The organism is Janthinobacterium sp. GW822-FHT07H11 (assembly GCF_058798615.1).
In genome coordinates this window covers 5,938,480-5,959,763 of sequence record NZ_CM179507.1, presented here as the reverse complement: position 1 = coordinate 5,959,763, position 21,284 = coordinate 5,938,480, and the positions used below count along the sequence as shown (strand labels likewise).

21 protein-coding genes are annotated in these 21,284 nt (G+C 63.9%); 18 read left to right on the top strand and 3 right to left on the bottom strand.

Going from position 1 to position 21,284, the window contains the following annotated elements; all coding sequences use genetic code 11:
* Nucleotides 1-3 precede the first annotated feature (3 nt).
* From paaC to AC3RCJ_RS26215, 18 genes are all read left to right on the top strand, one after another.
* Nucleotides 4-756 (top strand): 1,2-phenylacetyl-CoA epoxidase subunit PaaC, encoded by a 753-nt coding sequence (gene paaC, locus AC3RCJ_RS26300; protein WP_492957200.1) that lies wholly within the window; start codon nt 4-6, stop codon nt 754-756.
* Complete coding sequence (paaD, locus tag AC3RCJ_RS26295) at nt 756-1,283, top strand: 1,2-phenylacetyl-CoA epoxidase subunit PaaD (protein ID WP_492957199.1); 528 nt, start codon at nt 756-758, stop codon at nt 1,281-1,283. The genes paaC and paaD overlap by 1 nt, the downstream gene beginning before the upstream one ends.
* 40 nt (nt 1,284-1,323) lie before the next feature.
* Nucleotides 1,324-2,403: a 1,2-phenylacetyl-CoA epoxidase subunit PaaE gene (gene paaE / locus AC3RCJ_RS26290; RefSeq protein WP_492957198.1), complete on the top strand. Its 1,080-nt coding sequence runs from the start codon at nt 1,324-1,326 to the stop codon at nt 2,401-2,403.
* 52 nt (nt 2,404-2,455) lie between these two features.
* Nucleotides 2,456-3,247, top strand: a complete 792-nt coding sequence (gene paaG / locus AC3RCJ_RS26285; protein WP_492957197.1) for a 2-(1,2-epoxy-1,2-dihydrophenyl)acetyl-CoA isomerase PaaG — start codon at nt 2,456-2,458, stop codon at nt 3,245-3,247.
* Between the two features lies 1 nt (nt 3,248).
* The gene (gene paaH, locus AC3RCJ_RS26280; RefSeq protein WP_492957196.1) at nt 3,249-4,814 is read left to right on the top strand and encodes a 3-hydroxyacyl-CoA dehydrogenase PaaH; all 1,566 of its coding nucleotides are present in this window, start codon (nt 3,249-3,251) and stop codon (nt 4,812-4,814) included.
* A complete protein-coding gene (gene paaI / locus AC3RCJ_RS26275) occupies nt 4,807-5,259 on the top strand; it encodes a hydroxyphenylacetyl-CoA thioesterase PaaI (RefSeq protein ID WP_492957195.1) in 453 nt (150 codons plus the stop codon). The genes paaH and paaI overlap by 8 nt, the downstream gene beginning before the upstream one ends.
* Nucleotides 5,260-5,307: 48 nt before the next feature.
* On the top strand, nt 5,308-6,636 hold the full coding sequence (paaK, locus tag AC3RCJ_RS26270) for a phenylacetate--CoA ligase PaaK (RefSeq protein ID WP_492957194.1): 1,329 nt from the start codon (nt 5,308-5,310) through the stop codon (nt 6,634-6,636).
* Nucleotides 6,637-6,658: 22 nt separating this feature from the next.
* The gene (gene pcaF, locus AC3RCJ_RS26265) at nt 6,659-7,864 is read left to right on the top strand and encodes a 3-oxoadipyl-CoA thiolase (RefSeq protein WP_492957193.1); all 1,206 of its coding nucleotides are present in this window, start codon (nt 6,659-6,661) and stop codon (nt 7,862-7,864) included.
* An 82-nt stretch (nt 7,865-7,946) separates the two neighbouring features.
* On the top strand, nt 7,947-9,098 hold the full coding sequence (locus AC3RCJ_RS26260; protein ID WP_492957192.1) for an ABC transporter substrate-binding protein: 1,152 nt from the start codon (nt 7,947-7,949) through the stop codon (nt 9,096-9,098).
* A gap of 72 nt (nt 9,099-9,170) precedes the next feature.
* The gene (locus tag AC3RCJ_RS26255; RefSeq protein WP_289946154.1) at nt 9,171-10,049 is read left to right on the top strand and encodes a branched-chain amino acid ABC transporter permease; all 879 of its coding nucleotides are present in this window, start codon (nt 9,171-9,173) and stop codon (nt 10,047-10,049) included.
* The gene (locus AC3RCJ_RS26250; RefSeq protein WP_492957191.1) at nt 10,046-11,029 is read left to right on the top strand and encodes a branched-chain amino acid ABC transporter permease; all 984 of its coding nucleotides are present in this window, start codon (nt 10,046-10,048) and stop codon (nt 11,027-11,029) included. The genes AC3RCJ_RS26255 and AC3RCJ_RS26250 overlap by 4 nt, the downstream gene beginning before the upstream one ends.
* Nucleotide 11,030: 1 nt before the next feature.
* On the top strand, nt 11,031-11,786 hold the full coding sequence (locus AC3RCJ_RS26245; protein ID WP_492957190.1) for an ABC transporter ATP-binding protein: 756 nt from the start codon (nt 11,031-11,033) through the stop codon (nt 11,784-11,786).
* On the top strand, nt 11,786-12,517 hold the full coding sequence (locus AC3RCJ_RS26240; protein ID WP_492957291.1) for an ABC transporter ATP-binding protein: 732 nt from the start codon (nt 11,786-11,788) through the stop codon (nt 12,515-12,517). Before AC3RCJ_RS26245 ends, AC3RCJ_RS26240 begins: the two co-directional genes overlap by 1 nt.
* 9 nt (nt 12,518-12,526) lie before the next feature.
* A complete protein-coding gene (paaY, locus tag AC3RCJ_RS26235; protein WP_492957189.1) occupies nt 12,527-13,141 on the top strand; it encodes a phenylacetic acid degradation protein PaaY in 615 nt (204 codons plus the stop codon).
* A gap of 96 nt (nt 13,142-13,237) precedes the next feature.
* On the top strand, nt 13,238-15,289 hold the full coding sequence (gene paaZ / locus AC3RCJ_RS26230; protein WP_492957188.1) for a phenylacetic acid degradation bifunctional protein PaaZ: 2,052 nt from the start codon (nt 13,238-13,240) through the stop codon (nt 15,287-15,289).
* A gap of 392 nt (nt 15,290-15,681) precedes the next feature.
* A complete protein-coding gene (locus AC3RCJ_RS26225) occupies nt 15,682-16,944 on the top strand; it encodes a hypothetical protein (protein ID WP_492957187.1) in 1,263 nt (420 codons plus the stop codon).
* Between the two features lie 10 nt (nt 16,945-16,954).
* The gene (locus tag AC3RCJ_RS26220) at nt 16,955-17,359 is read left to right on the top strand and encodes a type 2 periplasmic-binding domain-containing protein (RefSeq protein WP_492957186.1); all 405 of its coding nucleotides are present in this window, start codon (nt 16,955-16,957) and stop codon (nt 17,357-17,359) included.
* A gap of 65 nt (nt 17,360-17,424) precedes the next feature.
* Nucleotides 17,425-18,996 (top strand): methyl-accepting chemotaxis protein, encoded by a 1,572-nt coding sequence (locus tag AC3RCJ_RS26215; protein ID WP_492957185.1) that lies wholly within the window; start codon nt 17,425-17,427, stop codon nt 18,994-18,996.
* Nucleotides 18,997-19,106: 110 nt separating this feature from the next.
* Here AC3RCJ_RS26215 and AC3RCJ_RS26210 read toward each other — a convergent pair whose 3' ends face one another.
* Genes AC3RCJ_RS26210 through AC3RCJ_RS26200 form a run of 3 tightly spaced genes read right to left on the bottom strand, consistent with a single transcriptional unit; the run spans nt 19,107 to nt 21,282 of the window.
* A complete protein-coding gene (locus AC3RCJ_RS26210; protein WP_492957184.1) occupies nt 19,107-20,330 on the bottom strand; it encodes a M24 family metallopeptidase in 1,224 nt (407 codons plus the stop codon).
* A gap of 45 nt (nt 20,331-20,375) precedes the next feature.
* On the bottom strand, nt 20,376-20,912 hold the full coding sequence (locus tag AC3RCJ_RS26205) for a type II secretion system protein (RefSeq protein ID WP_492957183.1): 537 nt from the start codon (nt 20,910-20,912) through the stop codon (nt 20,376-20,378).
* A complete protein-coding gene (locus AC3RCJ_RS26200; RefSeq protein WP_230502007.1) occupies nt 20,899-21,282 on the bottom strand; it encodes a type IV pilin protein in 384 nt (127 codons plus the stop codon). The genes AC3RCJ_RS26205 and AC3RCJ_RS26200 overlap by 14 nt, the downstream gene beginning before the upstream one ends.
* Between the last annotated feature and the right edge of the window lie 2 nt (nt 21,283-21,284).

Genomic DNA, 21,284 nt, shown 5'->3' with positions numbered 1-21,284 from the left:
GCAATGGATGACAAGGTTAACTACTTGCTGCGCCTGGGCGACAATGCCCTGATCCTCAGCCAGCAGCTGTCGCAGCTGTGCGGCAAGGGCCCGGCGCTGGAAGAAGACATGGCGCTGACCAACGTGGCGCTCGACCTGCTGGGCCAGACGCGTTTGTGGTTCAGCTATGCGGCCGAACTGGAAAATGCAGGCCGCGATGAGGACGACATTGCCTTCTTGCGCGATGCCCACGATTTCAAGAACTGCCTGCTGCTCGAGCAGCCGAACGGCAATTACGCCGACACCATGATGCGCCAGTTCTTCTTCGACAGCTGGCACTACTTCCAGCTGCTGGAACTGACGAAATCGGCGGATGGTCGCATTGTCGACGTGGCGCAAAAATCGCTCAAGGAAGTCACGTACCACCTGCGCCGCAGCGGCGATCTTGTCGTGCGGCTTGGCGACGGCACGCCGGACAGTCACGCGAAAACACAGGCCGCGGCCGACAAGCTGTGGATGTACACGGGCGAGATGTTCAAGTACGACGCCGTCGACCAGGCCATGGTCGCCGCCGGCATCGCGCCGCCATCGGAGGTGCTGCGCCAGGCCTTCCTCGAGCACGTGGCCGAGATCTTCGCCGAAGCCACCCTGGCCATGCCGGCGCCCGACGCCTGGATGCAAAAGGGCGGCAAGCAGGGCACGCACACGGAACATCTGGGTTTTATTCTGGCCGAGATGCAGTTCCTGCAGCGCGCCTATCCCGGGGCGGAGTGGTAATGAACACGCCCATGGCAGCGCTGGACGCCGCCCAGGTCTGGGCCTGGCTGGGTGACGTGCCCGACCCGGAAATCCCCGTCATTTCGGTGGTGGACCTGGGCATCGTGCGCGCCGTCGAAGTCACGGATGGCGATGCCTGCATCGTGACGATCACGCCCACGTATTCGGGCTGCCCGGCCATGCAAGTGATCGCCGACGCCGTCACGGATGCCTTGCGCAGCCATGGTGTAGCCAGGGTGACGCTGGTGAACCAGCTGGCGCCCGCCTGGACCACGGACTGGATGAGCGAGGCGGGCAAGGCCAAGCTGAAAGGCTATGGCATCGCCCCGCCGCAGCAGCAGGTGATCGACATCAGTGGTTTGAAAGGTGGCGTCAAGCGCCAGGCTGGCCCCAAGCTGGACGTCATCTGCCCGAACTGCGGCTCGACGCATACGCAGCTGACCAGCCAGTTCGGCTCCACGCCGTGCAAGGCCCTGTACAAATGCCTGGCTTGCCGCGAACCGTTTGACTACTTCAAGTGCCACTAAAAAAATCAGGCACACGTTCCGAAGAAACTGGAGATGAAGCATGAGTAAATTTTATCCGCTGTGCGTAGCGAACGTGCGCAACGAAACGCGCGACACCATCGCCGTCACGTTCGACGTGCCGGAAGAACTGCAGCAGCAGTTCCGCTTCCAGCAGGGCCAGCACCTGACCCTGCGCGCCCATATCAATGCGGAAGACGTGCGCCGTTCGTACTCGATCTGTTCGGCGGTGCAGGACGGCACCCTGCGCGTGGCCATCAAGCGCACGCCGGGCGGCGCTTTCTCTACTTGGGCGAACGACACCCTGAAAGCCGGCGCCACGATCGAGGTGATGCCGCCCATGGGCCACTTCAACGTGCCGCTCGACTGCCTCAACCGCAAGCACTACCTGGCATTCGCGGCCGGCAGCGGCATCACGCCCATCCTCTCCATCATCAAGACGACCCTGCTGACGGAACCCCTGAGCCGTTTTACTCTGTTCTACGGCAACCGCGCTTCGTCGTCCGTCATCTTCAAGGAAGAATTGACGGACCTGAAGGATGTGTACCTGGAGCGCTTGAACCTCGTCTACGTGATGAGCCGCGAGCAGCAGGACATCGAACTGTTCAACGGCCGCATCACGCAGGAAAAATGCGAGCAGTTCCTGCAGCACTGGATCAAAGTCGAAGACTACGACAATGCCTTTATCTGCGGCCCGGAAGACATGATGCTCGGCGTCTCAGCCGCCCTGCAGGCGGCCGGCATGCCCAAGCAGAATATCAAGGTCGAACTGTTCGCCGCCAGTATCCCGAAAAACGCCCACAAGCCGCGCGCGCAGCTGGCTGCGGATGCCGTGAAGGAAACGGAAGTGACCGTCGTCATGGATGGCAACCACACTACTTTCACGATGGACAAGGACAAGGAATCCATCCTCGACGCCGGCCTGCGGGCAGGGCTGGACATGCGCTACTCGTGCAAGGGTGGCGTGTGCTCGACCTGCCGCTGCAAGATCCTCGATGGCAAGGTCGAGATGGACGTCAACTACGCGCTGGAAGACTATGAAGTGGCGCGCGGTTTCGTCCTCAGTTGCCAGAGCTTCCCGCTGACCGACAAGGTCGTGGTGGACTTCGACCAGGCAGAATAAAGCCGGCGCAGGGCACGTGCCCTGCCGTATCCATTAAAAAAAACGAGACGCCATGAGCTACCAAAACATCCTCTTCACCATCGAGCAGGGCATCGCCACCCTGACCCTGAACCGTCCCGACAAGCTCAATAGCTTTACGCAAGCCATGCACGAGGAAGTGCGCGACGCGATTGCGAAAGTCAATGCCGACAGTTCCGTGCGCGTCTTTGTGCTGACGGGCGCGGGCCGCGGTTTTTGTGCGGGCCAGGATTTGTCCGATCGCGCCGTGGAACCGGGTTCGCAGGGCGTGGACCTGGGCGAGTCGGTGGAAAAGAACTACGCGCCGCTGGTGCTGGCCTTGAAAGCCTTGCCTATGCCCGTGATCTGCGCCGTCAACGGCGTGGCCGCCGGCGCGGGCGCCAACCTGGCGCTGGCCTGCGACATCGTCATCGCCGGCAAGTCGGCCAGTTTCGTCGAAGTGTTCTGCAAGCTGGGCCTGATCCCGGACACGGGCGGCACTTTCTTCCTGCCTCGCCTGATCGGTTCGGCGCGCGCCATGGGCCTGGCCATGCTCGGCGAAAAACTGACTGCGGAAAAGGCCGAGGACTGGGGCCTGATCTGGAAATGCGTGGACGACGCCGAACTGGCGCAGGAAACGCGCAAGCTGGCCGTGCACTTTTCCACGGCGCCGACCAAGGGCCTGGCCTACACCAAGCAGGCGCTGGCGCTAAGTGGCGCCAATACCCTGCCGCAGCAGCTGGCGCTGGAAGCGCGCATGATGAGCGAACTCGGTAACAGTGGCGATTACCGCGAAGGCGTGGCCGCGTTCATGGAAAAGCGCACGCCGCAATTCAAGGGACATTGATATGGCAGCTTTGGACAACAACAGTATCGTCGCCGTCATCGGCAGCGGCGCCATGGGCGCCGGCATTGCGCAGGTAGCTGCCGCCGCCGGCTACAGAGTCAAACTGTACGACACGCGCGCGGAAGCCGTCAGCAAGGCGCTGGCCGACATCGGCAAGATGTATGCGAAGCTGGCGGAAAAGGGCCGCATGAGCGTTGACGAAGCCGCCGCCGCCACGGCGCGCCTGCAGGCGGCAGGCGGCCTGGCCGATGTCAGCGATTGCGCATTGGTGGTGGAAGCCATCGTGGAAAACCTCGACGTCAAGCGCGGCCTGTTCGCCGAACTCGAAGCGTTAGTCAGCGACGACTGCATCCTGGCGACGAATACCTCGTCGATTTCCGTCACGGCGATTGCCGCCAGGCTGCGTCGCCCGGAACGCCTGGTCGGCATGCATTTCTTTAATCCCGTGCCCCTGATGGCGCTGGTGGAAGTGATCAGTGGCCTGGCCACCAGCGAGCAGGTCGCCGCCACCGTCTACGATACCTCGATCGCCTGGGGCAAGAACCCCGTGCATGCGAAATCGACACCGGGCTTCATCGTCAACCGTGTCGCCCGTCCGTTCTATGCGGAAGGCTGGCGCCTGTTGAACGAGCAGGCGGGCGATGCCGCCACTATCGATGCCGTGCTGCGCGAAGCGGGCGGTTTCCGCATGGGGCCCTTCGAATTGATGGATTTGATCGGCCATGACGTGAATTTCTCCGTTACGCAATCCGTATTCGGCGCCTACTTCAACGACCCGCGCTTCACGCCGTCCGTGTTGCAGCAGGAAATGGTCAACGCCGGTTTCCTGGGGCGCAAATCGGGCCGTGGTTTTTACCCGTACGGCGAAGGTGCGCCTGCTCCCGTGGCGCAGGCGGAAAGCGCGCAGTCACAGCCTGAATTCGTCGCTCTTTCCTCTGCCATCGGCGGCGATGGACGCGGCCACAGCGGCATTGTCCACAGCCTGGTGCAGCGCCTGGAACATGCCGGTCTCACCGTCAGCAGCCGCGTGATGCAGGACGGGAAATCTGATGACGAGGCACCCGCCCTGCATTGCAATGGCGCCGCCATCTACCTCACCGACGGCCGCAGCGCCACCCAGCGCGCGCATGACAACCAGCATCCGGATACGGTGCTGTTCGACCTGGCGCTCGACTACGCCAGTGCCAGGCGCATCGCCGTGGCCCGCGCCGACCAGTGCAGCGACAGTGCCTATGCTGCCGCAGTGGGCTTGTTTCAAGCCGCCGGCTTTATCGTCACGCGCCTCGACGATGTGGCAGGACTGGCCGTCATGCGCACGGTCGCCATGCTGGCCAATGAGGCGGCCGACGCCGTCAACCAGGGCGTGTGCACGGTGGACGCCGTCGATATCGCCATGCAGAAGGGCGTCAACTACCCGCGCGGACCGTTGGCCTGGGCCGATTCCGTCGGTATTGCCCATATCGTGACCGTGCTGCACCACCTGGCGCAAGGCTATGGCGAAGACCGCTACCGGGTCTCGCCGCTGCTGCGCCGCAAACTCGCCAATGGAGCACAGTTTCATGCATAAGGAAGACCCTATCTACGCCGCCCAGGCCCTGGCCGAAGCGGCCGCCGCTTCCATGCTGTCGCGCGACAGCGCCACTGCCGCCATGGGCATCGCCCTGGCCGACGTGGGCCCCGGCCATGCGCGCATGACGATGACGGTGCGCGCAGACATGCTCAATGGCCATCAGACCTGTCACGGCGGCTTTATCTTTGCCCTGGCCGACAGCGCCTTCGCTTTTGCCTGCAACAGCTACAACATGAACACCGTGGGCGCCGGCTGCACCATCGATTACCTGGCGCCCGGCCGCGAAGGCGACGTGCTGACGGCGCACGCCGTCGAGCAGGCGTTGGCGGGAAAAAGCGGCGTCTACGACGTCAAGGTGAGCAACCAGGAGGGACGCGCCATCGCGCTCTTCCGCGGCAAGTCCATCCGCGTGGCGGGCGCAGTCATCCAAGAGCAGGCTTGAACTGCCGCAGCTGATTTGAAAAATTGAAGAACCGATTAGGAGACAGAAATGGTCCAACGCTATCCCGCCCCGAATGACCTCGAGCCGATCGAGCGCGCGAGCAAGGATGAACTGCAGGCGCTGCAGCTCGAACGCATGAAATGGACGCTCAAGCACGCGTATGACAACGTGCCCCATTACCGCGCCGCTTTTGATGCAGCTGGCGTCCATCCGGACGACTTGAAGTCCCTGGCCGACCTGGCCAAATTCCCGTTCACCGATAAAAAAGTCTTGCGCGACAATTATCCGTTCGGTCTGTTCGCCGTGCCGCGCGAGCAGGTGGTGCGCATCCACGCGTCCAGCGGCACCACGGGCAAGGCCACGGTGGTCGGCTATACGCAGAACGACATCGACACCTGGGCCAACGTGGTGGCGCGCTCGATCCGCGCCGCCGGCGGGCGCTCGGGCGACATGGTGCATATCTCCTACGGCTACGGCCTGTTCACGGGCGGCCTGGGCGCGCACTACGGCGCCGAGCGTCTGGGCTGCACCGTCATCCCCATGTCCGGCGGGCAGACGGAAAAGCAGGTGCAGCTGATCCAGGATTTCAAGCCGTCCATCATCATGGTCACGCCGTCGTACATGCTCAACATCGTCGAGGAATTCACGCGCCAGGGCCTGGACCCGGCGGAATCGTCGCTGAAAGTGGGCATCTTCGGCGCCGAGCCGTGGACGGATGCCATGCGTTCGGAAATCGAGACGCGCGCCGGCATTGACGCCGTCGACATCTACGGCCTGTCCGAAGTGATGGGCCCTGGCGTGGCCTCCGAATGCATCGAAAGCAAGGACGGTCCCGTCATCTGGGAAGATCATTTTTATCCCGAGATCATCGATCCGGAAACGGGCGAAGTGCTGCCGGATGGCGAAGAGGGCGAACTGGTATTTACCTCGCTGTCGAAGGAGGCGCTGCCGGTCATCCGCTACCGCACGCGCGACTTGACGCGCTTGCTGCCGCCGACGTCGCGGTCCATGCGCCGCATCGGCAAGATCACGGGCCGCTCGGACGACATGCTGATCATCCGCGGCGTGAACGTCTTTCCCACGCAGATCGAAGAGCTGATCCTCAAAATGCCGAAGCTGGCGCCGCAATACCAGCTGGTGGTCACGCGCGACGGTCACCTCGACAAGCTTGAAGTGATCGCCGAACTGCGCATCGACCTGACGTCCACCGTCTCGACCAGCGAAACGGACGCCTTGGCGCGCGAACTGGAACACCGTATCAAGACGCACGTGGGCGTGAGCACGCGCGTGCGCCTGGTGGCCGCAGCCGGCATCGAACGCACCTTGACGGGCAAGGCCCGTCGCGTGGTCGACCAGCGCCCGAAGATTTTCTCCTGATAGCCCGAACAAGGAAGCAAACATGAACGAAGCCTTTATTTGTGACGCCGTGCGCACTCCCTTTGGCCGCTACGGCGGTGCCTTGTCCAGCGTGCGCGCGGACGACCTGGGCGCGCTGCCGATCGCCGCGCTGATCGCGCGCAACCCGTCCGTCGACTGGGCCGCCATCGACGACGTGTTCTACGGCTGCGCCAACCAGGCGGGTGAAGACAACCGCAACGTGGGCCGCATGGCCGCGCTGCTGGCGGGCTTGCCGGCCGCTGTGCCGGCCAATACCATCAACCGCCTGTGCGGTTCCAGCCTGGATGCGGTCGGGCTCGCTGCCCGCTCGATCAAGGCGGGCGAGGCGGAATTGGTCATCGCCGGCGGCGTGGAAAGCATGACGCGCGCGCCTTTCGTGATGGGCAAGGCCGACAGCGCGTTTTCGCGCGCGGCCAAGATCGAAGACACGACCCTGGGCTGGCGCTTCGTCAATGGCAAGATGAAAACGCAGTACGGCATCGACACCATGCCGGAAACGGCGGAAAACGTGGCCGTGGAATTTGGCATCAGCCGCGCCGACCAGGATGGTCTGGCCTTGCGCAGCCAGCAGCGCTGGGCCGCCGCCCATGCTGCTGGCGTGTTCGAGCGCGAAATCGTGCCCGTCGCCGTGCCGCAAAAAAAGGGCGAGCCGAAGATGGTGACGATGGATGAACATCCGCGTCCGGACACCTCGATCGAGATGCTGGCGAAATTGAAAGGCGTGGTCAAGGCCGACGGCACCGTCACGGCCGGCAATGCCTCGGGCTTGAACGACGGCGCCTGCGCGATTTTGCTGGCGTCCGCCGCCGCCGTGGATAAATACAAATTGACGCCGCGCGCAAAAGTGCTGGGCATGGCCACGGCCGGACTGGCGCCGCGCATCATGGGCTTTGGCCCGTCGCCCGCGTCGCGCAAGGTGCTGGCGCAGACGGGTCTTACCATCGAACAGATGGACGTGATCGAACTCAATGAAGCGTTTGCGGCGCAGGCGCTGGCCGTCACGCGCGACTTGGGCCTGGCCGACGATGCGGCCCACGTGAATCCGAATGGCGGCGCGATCGCCATCGGCCACCCGCTGGGCGCATCGGGCGCGCGCCTGGTGATGGCGGCCCTGAACCAGCTGGAACGCACGGGCGGGCGCTATGCGCTGTGCACCATGTGCATCGGCGTGGGGCAGGGTATTGCTGTCGTCATTGAACGCGTATAACAAAGTAAAAACAAAAAAGGCGCAGGCTTGCAAAAAAGCGCCAACCATAATTGACCGTAGTGCCAACCTGGTGGAGACCACAATGATTGCCAATATCTTCAAGAAAACCCTGATCGCCGGTGTGCTGGCCATGACTGCCGCGGGTGCGTACGCGGCCGATAACATCAAGATCGGTTCCGTGCTGTCCGTCACGGGACCGGCCGCCTTCCTGGGCGACCCGGAACTGAAAACCCTGCAACTGTACATCGAGAAGATCAATGCGGCCGGCGGCGTGCTGGGGCGCAAGCTTGAACTGGTGCATTACGACGATGGCAGCGACGCGGCCAAGGCCAACGGTTTTACCAAGCGCCTGATCGAGTCGGACAAGGTCGATGTGCTGATCGGCGGCACCACCACCGGCGCGACGATGGCGATGGCGCCGCTGGTGGACCGCGCCAGCATGCCGTTCATCTCGCTGGCGGGGGCCGTGGTGATCATCGATCCGGTCAAGAAATGGGTCTTCAAGACGCCGCATACGGACCGCATGGCGGCCGAGAAGGTGTTCGAAGACATGAAGAAGCGCGGCATCAGCAAGGTGGGCCTGCTGTCGGAAACGAGCGGCTTTGGCGCCTCCGGCCGCAAGGAGTCGCAGATCGTCGCCTCCAAATATGGCATCACCCTGGTGGCCGATGAAACCTACGGCCCGAAGGACACGGACATCACAGCGCAGCTGACGCGCATCAAGAATACCAAGGGCGTGCAAGCTGTCTTCGTCTTCGGCCTGGGCCAGGGCCCGGCCGTGGTCACCAAGAACTATGGCCAGCTGGGCATGGCCGCGCTGCCGTTGTACCAGTCGCATGGCGTGGCGTCGGACGAATACCTGAAGCTGTCGGGCAAGTCCGCCGAAGGCGTGCGCCTGCCGACACCTGCCCTCTTGATCGGCGCCATGCTGCCGGACGCCGACGCGCAAAAGGCCATCGTCGTCGGCTACGACAAGACGTATAAAGAGCGCTACAAGATCGACCCGTCGACCTTCGGCGGCTACGCGCTCGATGCGCTGAACCTGTCGGTGGACGCCATCAAGCGCGCCGGCGGCACGGACCGCGAAAAAGTGCGCACGGCGCTGGAACAGACCAAGGGTTTTGTGGGCACGACCGGCGTGTTCAATATGTCGGCCAAAGACCACATGGGCCTGGACCTGTCGGCTTTCCGCATGGTGGAAGTGAAGAACGGCGAATGGCAATTGTCGAAGTGATGTAAGCCAGAGTACCTGCGCGAGGCCGCCCTCGAAGGCGGCCCGCGCATAGCCGAACATAATGGAGACACCATGGAAGTCGCTCAATTTCTACAATTTCTGTATTCCGGGATGACGGTCGGTTCCGCCTATGCGCTGGCGGCGCTGGGCTTTACCATCATCTACAACACCAGCGGCGTGATCAATTTCGCCCAGGGCGAATTCATCATGCTGGGGGGGATGCTGGCCGCCGTGATGTCGGCCGCCGGCGTGCCGCTGCCGCTGGCCATCATCCTGGCCGTCATCGCCACCGGCATCGTTGGCCTGCTGATGGAAAAAACCGTGATCGAACCGGCGCAAAATGCGCAGGTCATCACCCTGTTGATCATTACCATCGGCGCTTCGCTGGTGCTGCGCGGCCTCGTGCAAATCTGGCTGGGCAAGGACACGCATACACTGCCGGCCTTTTCCGGCGACGCGCCGATCGAATTTCTGGGCGCCAGCCTGCTGCCGCAAAGCCTGTGGGTGCTGGGCGTGACGGTCGTCATCGTGCTGGTGCTGGGCTGGTTCTTCGGCCGCACGCTGATGGGCAAGGCCATGCTGGCCACCTCGCACAACAAGCTGGCCGCGCAACTGGTGGGCATCAACACGCGCAAGGTGCTGCTGTTCTCGTTCGGCCTGTCGGCCCTGCTGGGCGCGGCGGGCGGCATCCTCGTCGCGCCGATCACGTATACCTCGTATGACGCGGGCATCATGCTGGGTTTGAAAGGCTTTGTCGCCGCGGTCCTCGGCGGCCTCGGTGGCGGCGCGGGCGCCATTGCCGGCGGCCTGATCCTTGGCATCGCCGAAGCCATGACGGCCGGTTATATTTCGTCGGCCTACAAGGACGCCGTGCCTTTCGTGCTGATTCTGTTGATCCTGTTCTTCCTGCCGCAAGGCTTGTTTGGCGCCAAGAATTCGGAGCGTGTATGAAACATTTCCTTACCCGCTCGCGCCATGGCGGCTTGCTCGTGCTGGCCCTGGTGCTGGCAATCCTGCCGCTGTTCCTCAGCAATGCGTTTTACTATGACGTGGCGATCCGCATCGCGCTGAACGCCATCGTCGTCATCGGCCTGAACCTCTTGATGGGCTATACGGGCCAGATCAGCCTGGGGCACGCGGGTTTCTATGGCCTGGGCGCGTATGCGTCGGCCGTGCTGACCACGCACTATGCTTGGCCGCCGCTGGCGGCGCTGGCCGCCGGCGCCGTCGCCACGGGTTTGCTGGCGCTGCTGCTGGCCCGTCCCGTCTTGAAACTCAAGGGCCATACCCTGGCCATGGCGACCCTGGGACTGGGCATCATCATTTCCATCGTGATCAACAACGAGACGCAATGGACGGGCGGCCCGGACGGCATCGGCGTCTCCGCCTTCAGTATCGCCGGCCTGGAAATCGCCGGCGAAAAATCGTGGTACCTGGTGAGCGCCGTGCTGCTGTTGCTGGTCACGTGGCTGGCCCTGAATCTCATCGATTCGCCTGTCGGCCGCGCGCTGCAGGCCATCCACGGTTCGGAAGTGGCGGCCCGCGTGGTCGGTGTCGACACGACGCGCTTCAAGGTGCGCGTGTTCGTGCTGTCGGCCGTCATTGCCAGCATCGCGGGCAGCATCAGCGCCCATTACATCGGCTTCATCACGCCCAACCTGGCCGGTTTCTTCCACTCGATCGAGCTGGTGACGATGGTGGTGGTGGGCGGCATGGCGTCGATCTTCGGTTCCATCATCGGCGCCGCGCTGCTGACGATCCTGCCGCAACTGCTGTCCAGTTTTGAAGGCTGGGAAACGGTGGTGTTCGGCGTGATCCTGATGGCGACCATGATCTTCATGCCCAAGGGCCTGGTGCCGAGCCTGGCCAGCCGTTCGCGCAAGCGTTCTGCTACGCCGAAAGCACCGCCTCAATCTGCACAGGAGGTGTGAGATGCTGACGATTAACAACCTGAGCAAGAGCTTCGGCGGCGTGCATGCGGTGCAGGACGTGAGCTTTACCGTCAAGGAAGGCAATATCCATTCCGTGATCGGGCCGAACGGCGCCGGCAAGACGACCCTGTTCAACCTGATCACCGGTGTCTATACGCCGACCAAGGGCGAGATTTTGCTCAATGGCGAGAACGTGGCCGCCATGTCGCCCGATGCGCTGGCGCGGCGCGGCATGAGCCGCACCTTCCAGAACCTGCAGGTGTGCATGAACATGACGGCCATCGACAACGTGATGGTGGGCGCGCACCTGCGCCTGAACCAGAACCTGTTCGCCTCCATGCTGCGTTTGCCGTCCGTGCGCCGCGCCGATGCGGCCTGTCGTGACGAGGCGGCGAGCCTGATGGAGTTTGTCGGCGTGGGCCGGCATATCGGCGACGAGGCGGGACAGATGTCGTACGGCGCCTTGAAACGCTTGGAAATCGCCCGCGCGCTGGCGGCCAAGCCGAAAGTGCTGCTGCTCGATGAACCGGCGGCGGGCCTGAACCACACGGAGACGGGAGAGATCGAAGCCCTGATCCGCAAGGTGGCGCAATCGGGCGTGACGGTGGTGCTGGTCGAGCATGACATGAAACTGGTGATGAATCTGTCGGACCATATCCTGGTGCTCGACTATGGCAAGAAGCTGGCCGAAGGGACCGCCGCCGAAGTGCGCGCCAATCCCGACGTGGTGGCGGCATACCTGGGAGTGGCGGCATGATGAAGATGGAAAAACCTCAAGCGCCGCTGGTGCTCGATATCAAAGGCCTGACCAGCCATTACGGCCGCATCCAGGCCCTGCACGGCATCGACCTGCAGGTGCGCCAGGGCCAACTGGTGGCGCTGGTGGGGGCCAACGGCGCCGGCAAGACGACCCTGCTGCGGGCCATTTCGGGCGTGCAGCCGATCAGCGCCGGCAGCGTCGCTTTCGCCGGCCAGGATGTGAGCCGCATGAGCGCCGACAAGCGCGTACGCGCCGGCATTTGCCAGGTGCCGGAAGGACGGCAAGTGTTCGGCCCCATGACGGTGGAAGATAATCTGCGCCTGGGCGCGTTTACACGCCCCGCACAGGACGTGGCGGGCGACATGGAGCGCATGTACGGCCTGTTCCCGATCCTGAAGGAAAAGCGCTTGCTGCTGGCCGGGACGCTGTCCGGTGGGCAGCAGCAGATGCTGGCCATGGCGCGCGCGCTGATGGGCCGCCCGCAACTGCTGCTGCTCGACGAGCCGAGCATGGGCCTGGCGCCCCTCCTGATCGCGGAAATCTTCCGTATCGTCGCCGAACTGCGCGACCAGGGCATCACCATCTTCCTCGTCGAGCAGAACGCGCACGCGGCCCTGTCGATCGCCGACGTGGGTTATGTGATCGAGACGGGCGCCATCACCTTGTCCGGTCCCGGTCCCGAATTGCTGCATAACGAGCAGGTACAAAGCGCCTATCTGGGCATGTAAGGAGTCTGTATGGTCAAAGTTTACGAAATCAACGGCGTCACCCCCGTCGTCCACCCCAGCGCCTACGTGCACCCGTCGGCCGTGCTGATCGGCGACGTGATCGTCGGTCCGCGCTGCTATATCGGTCCGCTGGCCTCGATCCGCGGCGACTTCGGCCGATTGATCCTGGAAGAAGGGGCAAACCTGCAGGACACGTGCGTCATGCACGGCTTCCCCGGCTGCGACACGGTGGTCGAAGTCGACGGCCATATCGGCCACGGCGCCGTGCTGCACGGCTGCCGCATCGGCCGCAACGCGCTCGTCGGCATGAACGCCGTGGTGATGGACAATGCCGTCATCGGCGAGGAATCCATCGTCGCCGCCATGAGTTTCGTCAAGGCGGGCATGATCGTCGCGCCGCGCAGCATGGTGGTGGGCACGCCCGCCAAGATCATCCGCGCGCTGACCGACGATGAAATCAAATGGAAAAGCTCGGGCACGGGCCAGTACCACGAACTGGCCGTGCGCTCCATGCAGACGATGCGCGAAGTGGACGCCTTGACGGAAGTCGAGGCGAACCGCCAGCGCCTCAATTTCGAATCGGCCTTGCCGCTGCATTTGCACAAGAACGCCGCCGCACAATAAACCATATGAGCGTAGGTCGGATCAGCGGGGCTGCGCCTCGCGTCATCCGACACCACCACCAACGTCACCAACACCCTCGTTTTACGGAGAAACCACATGGCTCACATATCCACCCTGCAAAGCCTGATCGCCGGCCGCTGGCTGGGCGAAAGCGCCGCCGTGCCCCTGCACAGCGCCTTGAACAACCGCGTCATCTATCACACGCATGCGGAAAAGATCGACTTCGACGAAGCCGTCACGTATGCGCGCAAGACGGGCGTGCCGGGCCTGATGGCGCTGGATTTCCAGCAGCGCGCCGCGCGCCTGAAGGCGCTGGCCCTGTACCTGGTCGAGCGCAAGGAAGAACTGTATGCGATCTCGCACCTGTCGGGCGCCACGCGCGCCGACAGCTGGGTCGACATCGAAGGCGGCACGGGCACCCTGTTCGCCTACGCCAGCATGGGCAGCAACGAGCTGCCGTCGTCGAACGTGCTGCACGAAGGCCCGGCCATCGCGCTGGGCAAGAAGGGCGGTTTCGCCGGCACGCACATCCTGGTGCCACGCGGCGGCCTGGCCGTGCACATCAACGCCTTCAACTTCCCCATCTGGGGCTTGCTGGAAAAATTCGCGCCCAGCTTCCTGGCCGCCATGCCCTGCATCGCCAAGCCGGCCACGGCGACCAGCTACCTGACGCAGGCCGTCGTGCGCATGATGCATGAATCGGGCTTGCTGCCGGCCGGCAGCCTGCAGCTGGTGATCGGCTCCACGGGCGACTTGCTGGACCGCCTGAATGGCCAGGATTTCGTCACCTTTACAGGGTCTGCCGCCACGGCCGCCAAGCTGCGCACGAACCTGAACCTGATCGCCCAGTCCGTGCCGTTCAACGGCGAAGCCGATTCGCTCAACTGCGCCATCCTGGCGCCGGACGTCACGCCCGATGACGTGGAATTCGACCTGTTCGTCAAGGAAGTCGTGCGCGAGATGACGGGCAAGTCGGGCCAGAAGTGCACGGCGATCCGCCGCATCATCGTGCCCGAGCATCTGATGGACGCCGTCGGCACGCGCCTGCGCGAGCGCCTGGCCAAGGTGGTGGTGGGCGACCCGTCCATCGAGGGCGTGCGCATGGGCGCGCTGGCCTCGAAGGAACAGCAGAACGACGTGGCCGAACGTGTCGCCACCCTGTCGCAGGGTAACGAAGTGGTATTCGGCGCGGCCGACGGATTCAATCCGCTCGGCGATGGCGCGCAGGATGGCAGCTTCTTCTCGCCGACCCTGCTGCTGTGCCGCGACGCCTTCGGCAACGACGCCGTGCATGACGTGGAAGCGTTCGGCCCCGTCAGCACCATGATGGGCTACAACGATATCGACGAAGCGCTGGCCCTGGCCGCGCGCGGCAAGGGCAGCCTGGTGAGCACCCTGGTGACGCGCGATCCGAAGATCGCCGCGCGCGTGGTGCCGCAAGTGGCGGCCACGCATGGCCGCGTGCACGTGCTCGAGCGCGTGGCCTCCGTCGATTCGACGGGCCATGGCTCACCCCTGCCGCAACTGAAGCACGGCGGCCCTGGCCGCGCGGGCGGCGGCGAGGAACTGGGCGGCGTGCGCGCCGTGCGCCACTACCTGCAACGGGCAGCCGTGCAAGGCTCGCCGACCATGCTGGCGGCCATCACGGGCGAGTACGTGCGCGGCGCTGACGTCAATGAAAGCCCGATCCACCCGTTCCGCAAGCACTTCGAGGACTTGAAGACGGGCGACTCGCTGCTCACGCACCGCCGCACCGTCAGCGAGGCGGATATCGTCGCCTTCGGCGGAATATCGGGCGATTTCTTCTACATGCACTTCGATGAAATCGCGGCGAAAGAGTCGCAGTTCGGCAAGCGCATCGCCCACGGCTACTTCGTGCTGTCGGCCGCCGCCGGCCTGTTCGTCTCGCCCGGCGTCGGCCCCGTACTGGCCAATTATGGCCTGGATAATCTGCGCTTCGTCGCGCCGGTGGCGATTGGCGACACCATCCGCGCGCGCCTCACGTGCAAGCGCAAGGTCGATCGCAACCGCAAGGACGTCTTTGGCGTGGGCCAGGGCGTGGTCGCGTGGGACGTGCAGGTGACCAACCAGAACGAGGAACTGGTCGCCAGCTACGACATCCTGACCCTGGTGTCCAAGCGCGAATAAGCTTCAGACGCAAGACTGCCTGCACCGGCGCCGCCCGCGATCTTCGCGCGGGCGGCGCTTTTTTTTATCCGGATTCTTTTCGTCTTGAATTATCCATAAGTGTATGAAAAATATAGCCTAAGTGTGGTTTTGCACGGCGTGCTATTTAGATAAACCCCTCTAGAACGCGTGCTTTTTTCATGAAAAGGGGCGAAATCGTGCATTGCCTCAAGAAAACTTTCCAACGTAAAACCTTTTCTATGTAGCATGGTTTTACTCACTGGTCACGCCGCCAAGGACGCCCAAGGCGATGGCGGCGCGAAAAAATGGACCCGGCCTGTTACGGCCGGTGAGCCATCGACCTCGAGTCCCATTCCACGATTAACGTTCACCGCTACGGGTATTTAATTACTATGAATAAACACGTTCTGCTTTTCCTGCTGGCCATGCCCCTGGCCATCAGCCATGCCTATGCCGAGGAGGCCGTTGGCCCCGCCGTCAAGATCAGCGGTTACGGCACGGCCGCCCTGACCATGGCCGATACCGACAACGCCCAGTTCGCGCGTCCGAACCAGGCTGCCGGCGCCGGCCGCACCGCCCGCACGGGCGTCGATTCCAACCTGGGCTTGCAAGCCAATGTGACCGTCAACCCGTGGCTGTCGGCCACCGTGCAGGGCCTGGCGCGCAAGGATGGTGAGGACGATTTTGGCGCCGAGCTGGCGTGGGCCTTCGTCAAGGCCAAGGTGTCGGACAGCTTCAGCGTGCGCGTCGGCCGCATGGGCCTGCCCGTCTTCATGATTTCCGATTATCGCAACGTGGGCTATGCCAACACCATGCTGCGCCCACCCGGCGAAATGTATTCGCAGGTACCGCTGAACAGCATCGACGGCATCGATGGCAGCTACCAGTTCAGCGCGGGCGATACCAGCATCACCACGCAGCTGGCGCTGGGCCGCACCAAGGCCACCCTGGCCACGGGCCCTGCTTCGACCGTGCAGGTGGAAGGCAAGTCCATCGTCGCCCTCAACGTGGTGGCCGAACACGGTCCCGTCACCGTGCGTTTCGGCCGTGCCGAGACCAAGCTGACGATCAACGATTCGCCGAGCCTGAACACCCTGATGGGCAGCCTGCGCGCGGCCGGCAGCGGCTACCGGATCGCCCAGCTGAGCGCCCTGGCCGATGCGCTGGAAGTCAAGGACAAGAAGGCGTCGTTCACTTCCGTGGGCCTGGGCCTGGACTGGAACAACGTGCTGCTGCAGTCCGAATATGCGAAGCGCAAGACGGACAGCTATGTCAGCGACAGCACCTCGTGGTACGTGATGGGCGGCTACCGCATCGGCGCCTTTTTGCCCTACTACAGCCACGCCAGCCTGAAGGCCGATGGCCGCGTGAACAACACCGTGCCCGCATCCTGCCCTGCCGGCTACCCGGCCGCCTGCACGCCGACCCTGCGCGCCCTGTCGGCCGGCGTCGACACCCTGGCCACCATGCGCAACCAGCTCGAGCAATCGACGCACAGCATCGGCGTGCGCTGGGACTTCCACCGTTCGGCCGCCCTGAAAGTGCAGATCGACCGCATCCAGCCGAAGAATGGCCCAGGCCTGTTTGTGCAAGCCAAGCCGGGCTTCCATGGCCCTGTCACGGTGGCCGCCGCCGCCATCGATTTCGTTTTCTGAGGAGTGCCGCATGAAACCCTTTATTTTTGCGGCTGCCTTGCTGGCGCTGTCGACCGCCATTCCCGCCATGGCCGAAGTGGTGGTGGTCGTCAATGCCAAGAGCGCCGCCGGCGCCATGACGAATGAACAGGTGGCGCAGTTTTTCCTCGGTAAATCGACGGCCATGACACCGATCGACCAGCCGGAAAGCGCCCCCGTGCGCGCCGAGTTCTACAAGAAGGTGACGGACAAGGAACCGTCGCAAGCGAAGGCCCTGTGGTCCAAGCTGGTCTTCACGGGCAAGGCCACCTTGCCGAAGGAAGTGGCCAATAGCGCCGACGTGAAGAAGGCCGTGGCCGCCGATCCGAAAGCCATCGGCTATATCGAAAAGAGTGCCGTCGACGCCAGCGTCAAAGTGGTGCTGACGACGCCATAAGGCCGCCATGACGGCATGCGGCGACGCATGCCGTCTTTTGCACGAGATAACATCAGGAGACAGCAATGAGCATCAAACGCAAGATATGGGCGCTGCCTGTCGTCTCGGCCGTGATTTTCGGGCTGGGGCTGGCCGTCAGCGCCTATCTGTCCACGGCCACGCTCAATTCCATCCACGCCACCGAAAGCGCCGACTATCCCGTGCTTGACCTGGCCAAGTCGCTGACCCTGGACGTGGCCGCCGTCGGCGACGCCCTGCGCGATGCCGTCAGCGAAGGCGACAAGGAACGTATCGGGCAAGTCGGCGGCCAGGCTACCAAGCTGCGCGCCAGGCTGGGCGACTTTGCGGCGATCCCCGGCCAGCGCGAGCACGGTGCGCGGCTGGCCAAGGAGTTCGATGCCTACTATGCGCCGGCCCTGAGCGCGGCGCGCATCATGCTGGAAATGGAAGAGGGCGATCCGCAGGCGACCGTGGCGCGCATGCAGGGCGCGCTGGCGGTGCTCAATGTCGACCTGGCAAAGACCAATGAACAGGCGCAAGCGCAGTTCAGGCAGGGCATAGCGCGCAGCGCGGCCAATGTGCGCAATGCGCTCAATACCAGCATCGCCGTGGCGCTGGCCGTCATCGTCTGCCTGGTGGCCGTGTCGCACTTCGTCGTGCGCGCCATCTGGCAGCAACTGGGCGGCGAACCCGAATATGCGCGCCAGATCGCGCGCGCCGTGGCTGATGGCGACCTGTCGATGCACATCGTGACCGAGGCGGGCGACCAGAGCAGCCTGCTGGCGGCGCTGAAGGACATGCGCGCCAAGCTTGGCGGCATGGTCTCCGACATCAAGGCGTCGGCCGAAACCATCCAGGTGGCCAGCGCGGAGATCGCCCAGGGCAATGCGGACCTGGCCGCGCGCACGGAATCGCAGGCGGGCAGCCTGGATCAGACGGCGCGCAGCATGGACAGCCTGACTTCCACCGTGCGCGACAACGCCGCCAACGCGGGCCAGGCGCATGCGCTGGTGGTGTCGGCATCGTCGGTTGCCGTGAAGGGCGGGCAGGTGGTCAGCCAGGTGGTGACCACCATGGGCGAGATCAACGATGCATCGAAACGCATCGTCGACATCATCGGCGTCATCGACGGCATCGCCTTCCAGACGAATATCCTGGCCTTGAACGCGGCCGTGGAAGCGGCGCGCGCCGGCGAACAGGGGCGCGGCTTTGCCGTGGTGGCATCCGAAGTGCGCAACCTGGCGCAGCGCAGCGCGGCAGCGGCGCGCGAAATCAAGCAATTGATCAGTGACTCGGTGGCCAAGGTCAACGTGGGTTCGCAGCTGGTCGACGAGGCGGGTCTGACCATGGGCCAGATCGTCGATTCCGTGAAAAAGGTGGCCGACATCATGGCCGAGATCAGCGCCGCGAGCCAGGCGCAAAGCGCCGGCATCGGCGACATCGGCGTGGCCATCGGCAGCATGGATCAGATGACGCAGCAAAATTCCGCGCTGGTGGAAGAAGCGTCGGCGGCGGCCGAATCGCTGCAGGAACAGGCCGTGCAGCTGGGTACGGCGCTGGCCGTGTTCAAGCTGGCGCAGGGTGCCGTGTCGGATTACGCGCGAAGCGCTAATCCGACCTACCTGGCGTTGCGGTGATGTCGGATTGCGCGCTGCGCGCCTCGGCGGCCCCGCTAATCCGACCTACCAGGTATTGGCGTATGCGTAGGTTGGATTAGCGCAGCGTAATCCAACACAGGAGCGCCGGCTTACGCGCACAAACCGAACGGATCGTCGATGCTGTGCGCCGGCTGCGTGAACCAGCGTGGACCGTCTTGCGTCATGTAAAAATGGTCTTCGTGGCGGATGCCGAATTCGCCGGGGATGCAGATCATCGGCTCGTTCGAGAAGCACATGCCCACGTCGAGCGGCGTCGTGTCGTTGCCCACCAGGTAAGGCCACTCGTGGATATCGAGGCCGATGCCATGGCCCGTGCGGTGCGGCAGGCCGGGCAGCTTGTAGCCGGGGCCGTAGCCGTCCGCTTCCAGCGAGACGCGCGCGGCGCGGTCCACGTCGCCGCACGGTACGCCCAGGCGGGCGGCGGCGAATGCGGCGGCTTGCGCCGCCTTTTCGCTGTTCCAGACGCTGCGCTGGCGTTCGCTGATTTGTCCGAAAACATAGGTGCGCGTGATGTCGGAGATGTAGTTCATCACCTGGCAGCCCGTGTCGATCAGCACTGTGTCGCCCGTCTTCAGGGTTTGCACGTAATTCACGCCATGCGGATAGGCGGTCGCCTCGCCGAACAGCACGATGCAGAAGTACGAGCGGGGTGCGCCCACCTTGCGGTGCGCGCGCTGGATGAATTCTTCCACTTCCACCGTCGTGATGCCTTCGTACAGCATGCTGGCCGTGGCCACGTGCACGGCCAGGGTCATGTCCATCACGCGCTGCATCAGGGCGATTTCCGCCTGTGATTTTCTGCTGCGGCAGTACGCCGTCACGGTACGCGCGTTTTCCAGCGCGTAGCCGGGGGCCAGCGGCCGGATGCCGTCATAGATGAAGAAGGCCGCGCTTTCGCAGAGGCCCACGCGCGGCGGTGCAGTCTCATCCTGAGCTATCCCCATGCGCGCCAGCACGTCGACGAACAGCTGGTACGGGCTTTCATGCTCTTCCCAGCAATTGACACGGCCCTCGATGAGCATGAAGCCTTGCAAGGTGCTTTCCTCGAAGGCGGGAGCGATGTATTCGAGCTCTCCGCTGGCCGGCAGGATGGCGCCCACCATGCGTTCGCTGGCATACCATTTGGTGCCCGTGAAATAGGTGAGGTTGGCGCCCGCATTCAGGTAGATGGCCGCGATGCCCTGTTCGCGCATGAACGCTTGCGCCCTGGCGATGCGCTGCGCATGTTCGTCCTTGCCGATGGCGACCATGCCGCCCGTCATGTCCGACAGCGACGCCAATGCCTGTTCGATGGAAGTGCCACCTATGCTCATGCCTGCTCCTTTGCTCGATGCTGAATATGGAATGCGGGCATGATATCAGTTCGCGCCTTTCGGCTTGAGGCCGGGCGCGCCGCCGGCCGCATCGGGCGGGGCCAGCACCAGGTCGTGCGGATACGTGAAGTGCCAGTCCGCGTAGCGCTGCTTGCGGCGCAGGCTGGCGTCTTCGTCAAGAAAATTGTCCTGCTTGATGGGCAGCTGCGGCGACAGCGAATGGATGCCGACGATGCGTCCCTCCTGCCGCAGCACGCCCCATTCCGCCTTGCCCGTGACGGGGTCCGCGTACAGGCGTCGCAGATGCCGCCGGGTGTTGGCAAAGCGCGGGTCGCGCAGCAGTTCCTGCAGGGTCAAGGGATAGCGGGGTCGCCCGTCGCCCGGCGTGCTGTCGTAGTAGCGGCCCAGCGCGTTGCGGAATTCATGGCCGATGAACAGCAGCTCGCGCTCCTTGTCGCGCCGCGCGGCCGTGGCAAACAGTTCGCTGGCCAGCACCAGGCCCACGCCCATGAAGGCTACCAGCATCAGGGTCCAGATATACGCGAAGCCCCGCGTGCGGCGCCGGACACTAGAGCTGTTCAAAGGGGATGCCCTCGCGCGTCTTGCCCTTGGCGCCGCTGCGCACGTCGGCCACGCCGCCGATCTCGCCATTCGGCGAAGGGATCAATTGCCAGGTGGCGGCCGATTCCGTGACAGGGTCCAGCGGCACGCTGCGGAAGTAGTGGTGGGTCACCAGGTCGGCCAGCGCGGCCGGGTATTCTCCCTTGTCGGCATAGTATTTATCGAGGCCGCTCCTGAGCACCTGCAGGTTTTCCTTCAGGGCGACTTCCTTCGATTTTTCCACCGAGCCGAAATAGCGGGGGATGGCGATCGTCAGCAGCAGCGAGATGATCGCCAGCACCACCAGCAGTTCGACCAGGGTAAAGCCGCGGCGGATGGTCGGGGTATGCATGG